Consider the following 13,330-nt stretch of genomic DNA (forward strand, 5'->3'; position numbering starts at 1 on the left):
TTTTTTAAGGATTAGACTGAGTTTCCTGTTTGACTTCTACCTCCAGTAAATCTGAAGATATATCAGCTTCATCGGATAAAGAAATATCAAAATTAAATTCATCGCCGAATAATTCTTCATCCCAAGCGCGATCGAGTTCGCTGTCAGAAAACTCGGAAATTTCTTCATTAATTAATTCTGGTGGGTCATCTAAAATTTCGTCAATGCTGGCTGTGGCGACAGTTTCCTCAATGAGAGGTTCGCGCCAAGACTCGGCCTCAGATTTGGGAAACGGTTCGAGTTCTTCAATGGCAAATTCTTCCCAATCTTCTTCAACAATTGAGGTGTAACTCTCCGTATCTGAATGCGAAGTGGCAAAGGGGTCAATTTCCGATGACATATCCCACTCTTCTTCTCGAGCGATCGCATCGTCAGGAGAATGTTCTGAAAGGTTCTCGGTCAAAGGTATTTCGCTATCCTCACTGAGTTCAGAGAGTGAGGGTTGAGGTTTGGGTGGTGGAGGTTGAGACTCGCTTAAAGAAGGTGTTTCGGTTGCTGATAGGTCTTGTTCGACAAATTTGACAAAATCTCCCCAGTCTTCATCCTCTTCCTCTTCATTCTCCTCATTTTCTTCCTCCTCGAGGGAAAGTGCTTCTAAACTCGAGCGATCGGGTTCGGGTGCATCCCAAGGATTATCGATTTCTATAAATTCTGCGGGTGCTTGTTCTGGTTCCGGTTGACGATTTGCCAATTCCGATGCTAGTGCATCTAAGTCCCTTGCTTCATTGTCTGTTTCTGGGGCTAATTCCTCGATTGCTAATGGTTCTAAATTGGATACAATTTCTGCCTCAGTAGAACTCTCACTTTCTGTTCCCTCTGAAGAAAATTCCCAATCGTCTAAATTTAATTCTGCTTCTGACTCGGATAAAGCAGCAATATCCTCAAACTCAAACAGATCGGGTGTGGCTGTTTCGGAAGGAGTAATGGTTTCTTCGGGATTTGTTGCTTCTGTGCTTTCGGTTTCTGAGGCAATTGATTCGCTGAAGCGAAGATTGGAAGAGCTATCCCAACCTTCAATTTCTAATTGTTCTGATTGTTCTGAAGGGCTGGGAAGATTTGTTTCTTCGAGGGATGGGAGTTGGCTTTCTGCTTCGGGCAATTCTTCTTCAATCCAATCATCACTACTAAAAAGGGTATCAATAAAGGCTTCAGTTTGATTGTCTGCCGTTTCTGCGTCTAAGATTTCTTCTGGCGATCGCGGAGAATCTTCTTCTTCGTCAGCTAACTGTGGCGTTTCTAGAGATAAGTCTTCTGGGGATGGCTCTTCACTCAGAGAAGACGTAGAGGGTTCTTCTTCAATCCAATCTTCAGTGAATTCGCGATTCTCGCTTAAGGACTCCAATTCTGTTTCAGAAATAGAAGGCTCGATCGCGCTCTCGGTTTCTACAGTAAGAGAGGGCAAGTCTGTTGGCAAAAGGTCTTGGGGAGTTTCTGCTGCTGGTAAATCTTGAATTTTGGCACTATCCGATCGCGCCTGTTGAAGTTGTTCTTCGGCGGAAAAAAGGCTATCTAATACATTGCCATTTAGTGTTTCAGTTTCCTTGGCGATCGCCTCTGCGTCTAATTCTTCCTCAAATAAACGCTCTTCTTCTTCCACAGTTATCGATTCTATCTCGGCACGAGGTTCGGCTTCGGCTTGTTCTAACGCGATCGCTAAAGCGGAAGAATCTGGAGGGGACTCTGATGGAGGATTTTTGAGGGAAGTAACGAGGGAAAAAATTTTTTGCAGGCTGTGAATATTTTGCTCGATAATTTGCTGCCCTTTATCCACTTGGGTAAAGTGAAATTGCAACAATTCGTGATAAGCGTTGTTATTGAGAAAGCGATCGCCGATTTCGTGTTCGATATCTCCTTGCATGAGGTTGATATTCGTGCGAAGGCGATGTCCCGGCTTAGCTTCCTTCACAGCCCCTCGAGTCGTCGTTTGGGAAACTATCTCTCGGGGGATAGCCTCGCGATCTGAATCAGATTCGGATGACGAGACCCAAGTGGTAATTTTCAACTCTACAGCTTCTGTGAGAGCCAGCGTAAAGGCTTCTTGAATTTTCCCGGCTTGAAGGGCTTCTCTAAATTCTTGGCTTGACGGCATGACCTGCTTTCCCTGCTTTGGCTTCTAGCGTTCGCGTGTTGGCGTTTTATCGCGATGCCCCTTGATGCGCGATCGATTTTGGCGGTTTATCGGATTTTATTCTCGTCAGTTGGAGATAAAATAGGCGGACGAGAGGTTTTTGGCAAACGCGAGAGGGTACTTGCCAAAATCACAAACATCTGTTGCAAATTTTCTAAGTTTTGTTGAATGATGTGTCGTCCTTCTTTGACTTGTTGGAGGTGAAATTCTCTCAGTTCCGTATAGGGTCCGTCACCGATAAACTCCGCTCCGATTTCGTTATCAATGTCTCCATCGACAAGATTAATCCGAGTTTTCATGCGGTGACCGGGAGCCGGTTTTTCTGCATCAGCCATGAGATTACTATCCTCGTCTGAGGAAACCCAAGTGGTAATTTCCAACTCGATCGCTTCCCCCAATGCCAAGGTCAACGCATCAAATATATTTCCGGCTTTGAGTTGTTTTTTAAATTCGTCGCTGGCGGCCATACTCAAACTTCCCTTATTGTTGATTGACTTGAGTTTAGCATGGAGAGAAGGGAGAGCGAACAAACGAGGAATGAAGGCAAATTTGAGGGAGAAAGCGGGGAAATCATGAGACTTTTTGCGGTTTGTTGCTTACCAAAAATTCACAATACCGTAACCGAGTTCGTTTAACATTTGATGAAGCAAAGGAAGACTTAAACCAATGACATTACTGTGACAGCCTTCGAGTTTTTCCACAAATAGCCCACCTTGGCCGTCAATGGCAAAGCAACCGGCACAGTGCATGGGTTCTCCTGTCGCAACGTAAGCTTCGATAATGCGATCGCTAATTTCGGCAAAGTAAACTTTTGTGATGCCACACTTGACAATTTGTTTGCCCGTTCTCGTATCGAGTAATGCGTGTCCGGTATACAGTACGCCCATATTCCCTCGCATCAATTGCCAACGGGCGATCGCTTCGGCAGCAGAGTCGGGTTTACCGTGAATTTCTCCGGCGACGGCGAGCACGGAGTCGCAGCCGAGAATGAGTGCTTCGGGGTATTGTGGGGCGACAATTTGGGCTTTACTGAGAGCAAGAATATTCGTTAACGCTTCAGGATCGTCGTTGTGGACGCTAGACTCGTCAAAATTACTCTTGCAGGCGATCGCTTTAATTCCCGCTTGTTGTAACAATTGTTTTCTGGCGGGAGAAGCCGAAGCCAGAACAAAAAGGGGGTTTTGGGGTGAGTAATTGCTCATTGTTCATCGATAAATTGCTCATTGAAAAAGAGCGATCGCGCGATCGCTCCTCTGGTTTATTTTTAAATAAACTTTTGTTTTTAAACAGTCTAAGAGACAGAGACCGCGATCGCGACAATACCGCTAACCAAAACCAAAGCCGCCGTTCCCGTGATGAGATAATTGCGCTTGTCATTGGCTGTCGGCGGTTCGGCGAGATACATTTTGGGTTCGGCCGCAAAGTTATTGAGCCGTCCTCCTTCTTCTTTGGTATAAGGCATTTTTTAAAGTTCCTGTTTCGATTTTAATTGGGCATATTTTCGGGAATTATCTTCCCCTATTCGAAATATTATGTCATGGATTGTTACATTTTGTTACAAAGAAAAGATAAGACATTTTAACCGTTGTGGCGATTGCATAAGCAGAAGTTATGAGGAGGAATTGCTATCGGGGGATGATGAGATTCTTTTTGGAAAAGAGAGTTTTCTAAAACTCTTGCAGAAAAAGGCTCTTAGCGATATTTGTAGTAGATTCGGATTTTCATGCTACAAAACCTGACATTTCCCCAAAATTTTGTGTAAAATAAGATGACATTGTTAAAAGTCATGATTTGGCTTAACAATCATAACCAACTTGAAATGGGGATGAAGCAATGGCTGATGGAGACATTATTCACGGACAACCGCGAAGTATATATCGGAAACCTTATAAGGAGCTTTGTGAGGGTAAATTTGACCTAGATCAACTGGCTAGGAATGTTATGGGTGTATTACTGAAGGATATAAAGCATAAAGGTAATGAACTCATTGATTTAGCAAAACGTATGGGCGAATATATGGCCAACGCAATTGAAAAAGGAGAAGAGAACTTTGCCATCATTGAACAGGCATTAGAAAAAATTGTAAATCAAAGAGAGTTTGGAGCAACTTCTCGCGATAAGCACATAGTTCTTAATGCAGGAAAAATGATCCTTCATGCAATTAGATATGAAGAAAAAATAGAGGCTAATAATCTTCCAGAAGCAGTAGTTCAACAGTACATTAAGGAAGTTTATCAATCCAGTTTTGAAGCACCTATTAATTCAATTTCTGAGCATTATGCTAGTGCGAATTCAGAAACCTTAAATGAAAATCTGAAAAATATTCGTACACAAATCAATGAAGTAACTCAACAGTGGGCTAAAAAATTAATTCCAGATGGAAATGTTAAAAACCTCAAAAGACCGCGTCGCCAAATAGTAGAAGAAATCGATATTATGGGTGAAGATTTACAATGATTACAAATTCTAAATTTACAGATATCATCGCTGATGATTCCTGTTCTAACAATTTTAGGGATTATGTTTTACACTTTAATCCCATCTCAAATCATAATGGATTCGTACATTTTAGAGATTGTTCTCGGAACAAAGAGCAATGGATAGGTTTATCTATTAATGATCAAAATCTAGAATATAGAGTTAGAAGAAATTTTCCATCAATCATTGCTGATTTGATCGATCTAGCCGTTTCTATTTATGCGTCAGATCGTCTTTCTCCTCATAATTTAGAGAAACCATGTCAGCGCCGTCTTCATGTTTGTTTACCAGTCCGGAATCCTAAATTACTTAATGCTCCATTATTTCAAGAAAAATTACAAAATTTGCTGATTTGGTCTACCGGAACTCAATGGATTTTTGACTTTCAACAGCAGAATGATTCAACACGCTCTATTGAAGATAACAACCTTCTTTTTCCCAATATTTCTCAAGATAGTGAAGTTGCCTTATGGAGTGGAGGTCTTGATGCTCTTGCCGGACTATACACTCGTTTGAAAACAGATCCTGAAAAGTCTTTTATTATATTTGGAACTGGTAGTAATACCCAAATGTCCAATCGTCAAAAAAAAGTTGCTAAAAAAGTAAATTCTCTTTTTCCCAATCGCGTACACTTAATACAAGTTCCAATCTGTTTCGATCGCAGCAATGAACAGCCTAAAAATAAACTCTGTCGTGCGCGAGGTGTTGTTTTTACATTATTAGGTTCTGCCTGTGCATATTTGATGAAACAACACTCTCTTTTTGTTTATGAGAACGGAATTGGAGCTATAAATCTTCCTTATTGTAAATCTTCAATTGGTTTAGATCATTCGCGTTCTGTCCATCCACAAACCTTACTGATGGTGAGTGATGTTGTATCAGAGCTTTTAGGAGAGACTTTTCTAATTAAGAATCCGTTTCTTTTCTGGACTAAAACAGAGATGTGTAGAACATTAGCTAACGACAACCAAATAGATCTATCATTATCAACAATGTCATGTGATAGTCGGCATCGTCAAAAACCCATTCAATGTGGATACTGCTCTTCTTGCATTTTGAGAAGACAGGCACTAGCAGCAGCAAATATAGAAGATACCAACGACTATGTATTATTTAAAGGAACACGTCCACCCAAAAATCCGAGTTCATATTTTCGCCATATGAAATTACAAGTTAATACTTTTCGTCGCATCTTAAACAAACATGATACAATTGAATTAAATTGGAAAAATCTGACAAGAGAGTTTCCAGAATTAGATAGTCTTGTCGATCGCACTGCTAAAATGGAAGGACTCTCTCCTTATGAAATGCAAAAGCGCTTAATTCGACTCTATCAAACTTATGCTTTAGAATGGGAAGCTGTTGAATCTCAGATTTCTATAGGACTCTTGAATAAACATCAATCTGTTGATAAACAAGAATTCGACAAAGACCCAACTACTACTTTAAAAAGTTGAGGACGTTATGACGATTAATATTCTAGATAATATCGATTTACAGAGGTTGGGAGAACTTCTTCAACAAGCACGGAAACAGCGAGGCATGACGCAAGAAGATGCAGCAAAAGCGATCGACGCTTCTCGCACTACAATGGTTGCTATTGAAAAAGGAAAGCGTCGTCTTAAGGCTACTGAATTAATTCAACTCGCTCGGGTTTATGGGCGTTCAGTGAGCTATTTTGTACGCCAGCATCCAGTTATCGACGCAACTTCTTTTGATGTTCAATTTCGCGCTGCATTTTATCGTACAGAAGAGGAAAAAAAACAAATAAAGCCTTATATTTTGCATCTTAAAGAGTTGTGTGAACATTACCAAGAACTCGAGGAAATTATGGCTTCACCTCTCCCGCAAAATTATCCTACTGAATATGATGCAACTCGTGGAATGCCAACGGAAACTTTAGCAGAAGCAATCGCAGGAAAAGAACGACAAAGACTCGGACTTGGAGATAGTCCTATCCGTTTACTGCGAGATATTTTAGAGGAAGATGTAGGGTTGCGAATTTTCTACCTAAAAATGCCGCCTAAATATTCAGAGATATACACTTATATTGATAAGACATTAGGAGGATGTTTGGGAATCAATGCAAATCACCCTGAAGAACGTCGGCGTTGGTCTCTTGCTCATGGTTATCTTCACTTTTTAGCTCATCGACACAAATCTATCGTAGATTTCGACGGACAATATAAAAGCAAGCCAGAAAGTGAAAAACTTGCAGATGCTTTTGCTAAATATTTCTTGATGCCAACAAGTAGTTTGCTCAAAAAATTTGAGGATCGATGTCGAGCCAATGATGGTAAGTTTACACCAGCATCTCTATTTACTTTAGCTCATTATTATGGTGTGTCTGTGGAGGCATTAGCTCTCCGATTGGAAGAAATAAGACTTCTTCCCTCGGGAACTTGGGATAACTTAAAAGATCGTGGTTTAAAAGTAAGGAAAGTTCAAAAAGACTTAAACTTAGAGGAAATCCCACAACGTCCCGATATGACCCCAATACACTATCAGCATCTAGCTATTGATGCACTAGATCGGGGTTTAATTACCGAAGGACAGTTTGCTAAATTTCTTAGTGTCAATCGTTTAGAAGCACGTCAGATTGCACAAGCATTACAAGAGCATTCAAATGGAATGATAGAGGAAGTAATGGATGTAAATCTACGCAGTCGTGAAAATGAAAAGGTAGGTTATGGAAGTTAAATATTCTCATATTATTTTCGATACCTGCTGCATTCTTAATTTATGTGCATCAGGTCAATTTCTCAATATTCTACAGATAATTGCTGCTCAAGCAGCAATTGCGTATACAGTTGAGCAAGAGTTAAAAAAGATTGAGAATTTAGAGCAGTTTGAGAATGCAGTTTTCCAAAAAATTCTCATTACTGTAGATTGTGAATCTGAAGTTGAGGCAGAAGCCTTTGTAAACTATCTAACTCAACTCGGTGATGGCGAAGCCGCAACAGGCGCAATCGCGATTCAGCGAGGATGGGCAATAGCAACCGACGACAAAAAAGCGATCTCATTTTTTTCTCAAGAAAAGCCTTCTCTGCCAATTTTCTCAACCTTAGCTATTGTTAAATCTTGGTCAGAAATTACTAAAATTAATTCTTCAGAATTACAGACTATGCTTAATAATATTCGGGTGAAAGGGCGTTATAGTCCATCTAAGCACCATCCTTTAAAAAATTGGTGGGACACTGCGATCGCATTAGAGTAATTAGTATTTCGTATTAACGATCGTTCTATTTCTTGCACGAAACTAATCCAAGTTGCGATCGCAAACTGGCCAAACGAGATATTCTTGCATTTCATTGCAGCGTTAGAAAAAGTACTCATAGCAATTTCTGCAATAAATTTCGGTGTACCTTCAATACAATCATCATTTTCCAGAAGAGAAACTTTTAATATTGCCCAGAGAATGCCTAGAGGAGTCGTTGAAATTTAAGCACGATCGCAACCTTAGCCAATCTTTCTCATTTTCAGGGTTCTCATCGATCGCAGACATCCAGAAAAGCAAAGTTGCGTCAACCGTATTTTGTCGCAAAGTTTTCGATATATCTGCATACTTTCCTCAAGTCTCAAAATCTTCTAAACTGAAAAATAATCTCTCCACCAAGGCTGGGTTTCCCCGTCGTATCATCATGCTTGAATCTACTGTCCCCTCATCATCAATTCCCAAGGACAGTCAGTTTTCTAGCTCCTTCCCCTTTCATCGCCATCCTCGCGTGCGACTCGAACACGGACAAGGAGGAAAGCTCGGGCAGCAGTTGATCGAGCAAATGTTTTTACCGGCTTTTACTCCTCCCGGACAGCATCCTCTCATCCCTCATGACTCTGCGGCGATCGCCGTCCCTCATCCTCAACTTGCCTTGAGTACCGACTCTTATATGATGCGCCCTTTCTTCTTTCCTGGAGGGAATCTCGGTGCAGTTTCTGTTTACAGTACCGTCAATAACCTCAGTATGAGTGGAGCTTGCCCTCTCTATCTCAGTGCTGGATTTATTATCGAAGAAGGCTTTTCCACCAAAACCCTCGGGCGTATCGTCCAAGCCATGCGTCAAGCATCCTTGCAATCGGGCGTACAAATTGTTACCGGAGATACGCGCGTGATGCCGGTCGGGAAAATAGACGGCATGATTATTAATACCTCCGGAGTCGGATTTCTCGATCGCGATCTCTCGATTTCTCCCTTATCTGTGCGTCCGGGAGATGTAATTTTAGTTAATGGTGATGTCGGTCGCCACGGGACGGCGATGATCGCACAAGAAGCAGGGCGAGAATGGGAAGGAACGATCGAGAGCGACTCGGCTCCCTTTGCCAGTTTGGTCTTGCATTTAATCAAATCGGGAGTCGAAATCCACTGTTTGCGCGATATTGCTCGCGGCGGACTGGCTGGAATTTTGAATGCGATCGCTCATTCGGGGAAACTGACCGTACAACTCGAAGACAAGAGCATTCCCGTCCGTAAAGATGTCCGAGAAGCCTGCCAGCAGTGGGGAGTCGATCCGCTCTATGCTGCCAGTGGAGGACGCTTTCTCGCCATCGTTCCCCCATCTTCTGTTAAACTCGCCCTTGAAATTCTCCGCGCCCATAATCCCCGCTCTGGGGCGATCGGTACTGTGGTCGGTCGCAGCGATCGCCCTACGGGTTTAATTAAATTACAAGGCGATCGGGGGGTTCGCTTTCTGGAAAATCAGGAATAGTCATATAATCAGCAATTCTCCACTGAACAAAATCCCGGAAAATAAAGCAAGACCATCGCCAAATAACGATCCTTGAAGCCATTGTAAATCTTCTAAACTAACGATACTTGCTCCAACAACTGTTAGGATTAAATCGGGTAGAAATTTGCGATCGAAAGATTGACCGAATAACAACCAAGCACCAAGAGTGGTAAAAATTGGGTTTTGATAGTGTAGTAAACAAGAATGAGCAACTGTTGTGCTATCAAAAGACAAAGCCCAAGTGATTAATGTCCCGGCCAAGCACATTCCCGCTCCCATTAAAAGGAATCAATGCTGCAATGTTAATGGCTATTGTTTTGGCATTTCTTTGCGATCGCCATTCGCAATCGCACTTGGGAAATAATAAATTCTACCCAAGGCCAAGCTAGCAATCCAAAGACGATTAAAGCCACTCAAGTTCCTCTAACTGTCATGATTTTAATTTCTATTAATTGCAGGCAATATGCTATCTAGCTGTAGTTTGCTTTCCACATTACTCCATCCCTCGCGATCGCGTTCTTCAACATTGAATGTCTTTTCTTTGCAAAGTGTAAAGCAATTACGAATAGTTTCTTAAAAATGTTTACTGCAAACCTAACCCTTATTCAAAAGAGATATATCTATCTCGTTTGCTTTCAAGACTAACCCCCCATTGAGTTCGATCGCTTTCCGGTTGATACTGTTTCCGCCATACTGAGGGACTTCGCCGAGGTAGGAAGGAAGGAACGAGTAAGGTACAATCGTTATACTTGCTCTTCCTCCTAATTTATTCTCAATACCCGATTCAATGAGTGAGCAATACGCCTATCAACTTAATGGCTCATCCAGTGTAGAGGTTAAAAGTCCGAATATGTCTAGAAATTCATCTCTTTCTTCCGTATCTCCTGCGGTACTCGTCATTTTGGATGGTTGGGGTTATCGCGAAGCAAGCGATGGAAATGCGATCGAGGCTGCGAAAACCCCTGTCATCGATAGTCTCTGGCAAGCTTATCCGAGAACCTTAATTCGCACCTCTGGCAAAGATGTCGGTTTGCCAGACGGTCAAATGGGGAACTCGGAAGTCGGACACCTCAATATCGGTGCGGGTCGCATTGTTCCCCAAGAATTGGTTCGTATTTCTGATGCTGTCGAAGATCGTTCCATTCAGCGCAACCCTGCTTTAGTTGAAATTTGTCAACAGGTTCGCAAAGCTGGAACAAAGCTGCATTTATTCGGCCTCTGTTCGGAAGGAGGCGTACATTCTCACCTGCAACATTTAATCGGTCTATTAGAAGTTGCTAAAGCCCAAGATATTGATGATGTTTGTATCCATGCGTTTACCGATGGTCGCGATACGAAGACAACTGAAGGTGCAAACGCTTTGCAAAAGATTGAAGATGCCATTCAAGCGATCGGGGTCGGACGCATTGTAACTGTTAGCGGTCGTTACTTTGCAATGGATCGCGATCGCCGTTGGGATCGCGTCCAACAGGCTTATAACATCCTGACGCAAGATCGCGAATGTAGTAAATATACCGCAGTAAAAATACTTAAGCATTTCTACTGCGAGGAAACCACGGACGAGTTTATACCCCCTACCCGAATTGCACCGGGAGCAGTGGAAGCTGGAGATGGAATTATTTTCTTTAACTTCCGTCCCGATCGCGCCCGCCAATTAACGGCTGCTTTCGTGCAAGCAGATTTTGATGGGTTTGAACGCCAGCAAATTCAACCCTTGCATTTTGCAACTTTCACTCAATACGATCCCAAACTGCCCGTTTCCGTTGCCTTCCCGCCCCAAAATTTGACAAATATTTTGGGCGAAGTAATTGCCGATAATGGTCTAAAACAATTCCGCACCGCCGAAACAGAAAAATATCCCCACGTTACCTATTTCTTTAACGGTGGTTTAGAAAATCCAGTAGAAGGAGAAGATCGAGAATTAATTCAAAGTCCCATGGTGGCAACCTACGATAAAGCGCCCGCCATGTCCGCCGCCGCCGTAACAGATACCGCCATTACCGCCCTTGAAAAAGGAATTTACTCCCTCATGGTGATTAACTACGCCAACCCGGATATGGTAGGTCATACGGGCAATATGAACGCGGCGATCGAAGCGATCGAAACTGTCGATCGCTGTATGGGTCGTCTGGTGGAAGCCGTTAGTAAAGCCGGAGGAACAATGCTGATTACCGCCGATCACGGCAATGCCGAGTATATGTGGGATGAAGAACACAAACCTTGGACAGCACATACCACTAACCCGGTGCCATTAATTTTAATCGAAGGAGAAAAGCTGAAAATTCCCGGCCACGGTACTAACGTACAACTGCGAGAAGATGGCCGCTTATGCGACATTGCCCCCACGATTTTAGAAATTTTAGGTTTATCCCAACCGGAAGAGATGACCGGGCGATCGCTCTTTAAACCCGTCAATTTCGATGTCAAACCCAATCGCACCCCTGTTAAAGTCGCCCTTTAACAGCGATCGGTTATTAGTTATCGGTCAACAGTGGGGAGAGATTATCGGGTTTTTGTTCCTTCCCTTCTTTTAACTCCTAAATAACTCGAAAACTTGGCGGGAAAAGCCTTTAAACCTCTCTGCGACATCGGTGGCAGGGAGGTATTTTCCTTCAAACTGCCAGTTGGCGATCGTGGAGAGTCGCCACGCTTCTCCTTGATGATTAAAGGCGGCGGTTTCCATGCCAATAACCTGATAGGAGTCCTCAAAAGGATCTTGATAAAAGCGAATTTGCACGAGAATGCTGCGTCCTTGCAGGCGCGGACTCCACCCCGGAAAGTGAAAACCAATATCAATAGAGTCAGGATCTAGCCCGTCCTGCGTATCGGGATCATTGCACCACGGTTTGAGATCCGCTTTGGCATCCGGGAACTTAGCCTTAAACAAGTTCACCACGGCGGCGATTTTGCTGGCAACTTTGACGCTTCTGACTTGTTCTGCTGCGTTCACTCCTTGTCCTCCTCGGTTAACAAGACTTAAAGAATGGTTTATATACTATTTACGACAAATTTTACTAAATCTGTTCGTTGGTTTACGAAATTGGGAAAAATAGGCTATTTTTAGCGCCTACTTCCCTTATAATGCAATCCATTCAGGAGAATCAAAAAAGAGTGTTAATAAAAGATAGTATTGCTGTTGGCTCGTTGGAATGGTTTTATCGGGAGGAAAAACCGGAGGGGGGTTGCGATCGCCCTCCCGTGTTGTTATTACACGGTATCCCTTCCCAAAGTTATAGCTGGCGGTTTCTCATGGCCCAACTGGCCGATCGCGGCTATCGGGCGATCGCGCCAGACTGGATCGGCCACGGGTTTTCCGATCGCCCGGAAAAGTGGGAGTTTGCTTATACTCCTGATGCTTATATTGAAGTTTTGGGCAAATTGCTCGATACGTGGGAATTAGACAAGATTCATTTAGGGGTACAGGGATATCTAGGCTCTGTGGGTTTACAATACGCTTTGCGAAATCGCGATCGCATTGAAAGTTTATTGATTTTTAATACCCCTCTCGACCCGAAAGCAAAGTTACCTTGGAAAATGCGACTGTGGGGCATTCCTTATGTGGGGGATATGTTAACCCAAGATCCGCTTTTAATCGATCGCACCCTTGAAGGCGGAAGCGGTTTTCTCATTCAAGATGATGATTTAGATATTTATCGTCGTCCTTTTCTACAAGCCTCTGCATCGGGGCGAGCATTAGCTGCAACAGTACAAAATCTTCGCCTCGCCAAAGCAACCGAAGAAATTCACAATGGTTTGGCCAAATGGGATAAACCCGCACAAATTATTTGGGGTGAAGAAGATCCTTGGTTAAAAATAGATCCAGTGGAAAATCTTGTGCAAACCAATAGCAAGATTAAACTGGAGAAATTACCCGAAGCTAAACATTATCCTCAAGAACATTGGGGGAGAGAAGTGGGTGCGATCGTCACACGATTTTTGAGTTTGTAGCAAGATATACAAA

At 42.8% G+C, this 13,330-nt stretch carries 13 protein-coding genes; 7 read left to right on the plus strand and 6 right to left on the minus strand.

From position 1 onward, the window contains the following. Positions 1-4 precede the first annotated feature (4 nt). The 4 genes from AC6RV6_RS11645 to psb34 form a co-directional block, all read right to left on the minus strand. Positions 5-2,128, minus strand: coding sequence for a hypothetical protein (locus AC6RV6_RS11645; RefSeq protein WP_500241005.1), 2,124 nt, complete (start codon positions 2,126-2,128; stop codon positions 5-7). Between the two features lie 86 nt (positions 2,129-2,214). Next, entirely contained in the window at positions 2,215-2,634 is a 420-nt protein-coding gene (locus AC6RV6_RS11650; protein WP_500241006.1) for a hypothetical protein, read from the minus strand. Positions 2,635-2,763: 129 nt separating this feature from the next. Continuing rightward, entirely contained in the window at positions 2,764-3,369 is a 606-nt protein-coding gene (locus tag AC6RV6_RS11655; RefSeq protein WP_500241007.1) for a Maf family protein, read from the minus strand. A gap of 89 nt (positions 3,370-3,458) precedes the next feature. After that, positions 3,459-3,629, minus strand: coding sequence for a photosystem II assembly protein Psb34 (gene psb34 / locus AC6RV6_RS11660; RefSeq protein ID WP_500241008.1), 171 nt, complete (start codon positions 3,627-3,629; stop codon positions 3,459-3,461). Positions 3,630-4,000: 371 nt separating this feature from the next. On the opposite strand from psb34, the gene AC6RV6_RS11665 reads away from it, so the two are divergent. The 5 genes from AC6RV6_RS11665 (at position 4,001) to hypE (ending at position 9,348) form a co-directional block, all read left to right on the plus strand. Continuing rightward, positions 4,001-4,624, plus strand: a complete 624-nt coding sequence (locus tag AC6RV6_RS11665) for a hypothetical protein (protein WP_500241009.1) — start codon at positions 4,001-4,003, stop codon at positions 4,622-4,624. Further along, positions 4,621-6,102, plus strand: coding sequence for a 7-cyano-7-deazaguanine synthase (locus AC6RV6_RS11670; protein ID WP_500241010.1), 1,482 nt, complete (start codon positions 4,621-4,623; stop codon positions 6,100-6,102). The genes AC6RV6_RS11665 and AC6RV6_RS11670 overlap by 4 nt, the downstream gene beginning before the upstream one ends. A gap of 7 nt (positions 6,103-6,109) precedes the next feature. Next, entirely contained in the window at positions 6,110-7,345 is a 1,236-nt protein-coding gene (locus AC6RV6_RS11675) for a helix-turn-helix domain-containing protein (protein ID WP_500241011.1), read from the plus strand. After that, entirely contained in the window at positions 7,335-7,862 is a 528-nt protein-coding gene (locus AC6RV6_RS11680; protein WP_500241012.1) for a PIN domain-containing protein, read from the plus strand. Before AC6RV6_RS11675 ends, AC6RV6_RS11680 begins: the two co-directional genes overlap by 11 nt. Positions 7,863-8,286: 424 nt before the next feature. Then, positions 8,287-9,348: a hydrogenase expression/formation protein HypE gene (gene hypE, locus AC6RV6_RS11685; RefSeq protein ID WP_500241013.1), complete on the plus strand. Its 1,062-nt coding sequence runs from the start codon at positions 8,287-8,289 to the stop codon at positions 9,346-9,348. Here the strand turns inward: hypE and AC6RV6_RS11690 are convergent, their stop codons facing one another. Then, a complete protein-coding gene (locus AC6RV6_RS11690; RefSeq protein WP_500241014.1) occupies positions 9,349-9,648 on the minus strand; it encodes a hypothetical protein in 300 nt (99 codons plus the stop codon). A gap of 571 nt (positions 9,649-10,219) precedes the next feature. Here AC6RV6_RS11690 and gpmI point away from each other — a divergent pair. Then, positions 10,220-11,830, plus strand: coding sequence for a 2,3-bisphosphoglycerate-independent phosphoglycerate mutase (gpmI, locus tag AC6RV6_RS11695; protein ID WP_500241034.1), 1,611 nt, complete (start codon positions 10,220-10,222; stop codon positions 11,828-11,830). A gap of 69 nt (positions 11,831-11,899) precedes the next feature. Here gpmI and AC6RV6_RS11700 read toward each other — a convergent pair whose 3' ends face one another. Beyond that, entirely contained in the window at positions 11,900-12,319 is a 420-nt protein-coding gene (locus AC6RV6_RS11700) for a Tery_1686 family protein (RefSeq protein WP_500241015.1), read from the minus strand. A 161-nt stretch (positions 12,320-12,480) separates the two neighbouring features. Here AC6RV6_RS11700 and AC6RV6_RS11705 point away from each other — a divergent pair, with 161 nt between their 5' ends. Beyond that, a complete protein-coding gene (locus AC6RV6_RS11705) occupies positions 12,481-13,317 on the plus strand; it encodes an alpha/beta fold hydrolase (protein ID WP_500241016.1) in 837 nt (278 codons plus the stop codon). Positions 13,318-13,330 lie beyond the last annotated feature (13 nt).

This window comes from Spirulina sp. LEGE 11439 (genome assembly GCF_059821285.1).

Bases quoted from the DNA above. Each gene is read 5' to 3' on its own strand.
- psb34 (WP_500241008.1), bottom strand. From the start codon at position 3,629: ATGCCTTATACCAAAGAAGAAGGAGGACGGCTCAATAACTTTGCGGCC.
- AC6RV6_RS11650 (WP_500241006.1), bottom strand. From the start codon at position 2,634: ATGGCCGCCAGCGACGAATTTAAAAAACAACTCAAAGCCGGAAATATA.
- AC6RV6_RS11645 (WP_500241005.1), bottom strand. From the start codon at position 2,128: ATGCCGTCAAGCCAAGAATTTAGAGAAGCCCTTCAAGCCGGGAAAATT.
- AC6RV6_RS11655 (WP_500241007.1), bottom strand. From the start codon at position 3,369: ATGAGCAATTACTCACCCCAAAACCCCCTTTTTGTTCTGGCTTCGGCT.
- AC6RV6_RS11690 (WP_500241014.1), bottom strand. From the start codon at position 9,648: ATGGGAGCGGGAATGTGCTTGGCCGGGACATTAATCACTTGGGCTTTG.
- hypE (WP_500241013.1), top strand. From the start codon at position 8,287: ATGCTTGAATCTACTGTCCCCTCATCATCAATTCCCAAGGACAGTCAG.
- AC6RV6_RS11675 (WP_500241011.1), top strand. From the start codon at position 6,110: ATGACGATTAATATTCTAGATAATATCGATTTACAGAGGTTGGGAGAA.
- AC6RV6_RS11680 (WP_500241012.1), top strand. From the start codon at position 7,335: ATGGAAGTTAAATATTCTCATATTATTTTCGATACCTGCTGCATTCTT.
- AC6RV6_RS11665 (WP_500241009.1), top strand. From the start codon at position 4,001: ATGGCTGATGGAGACATTATTCACGGACAACCGCGAAGTATATATCGG.
- gpmI (WP_500241034.1), top strand. From the start codon at position 10,220: ATGTCTAGAAATTCATCTCTTTCTTCCGTATCTCCTGCGGTACTCGTC.
- AC6RV6_RS11670 (WP_500241010.1), top strand. From the start codon at position 4,621: ATGATTACAAATTCTAAATTTACAGATATCATCGCTGATGATTCCTGT.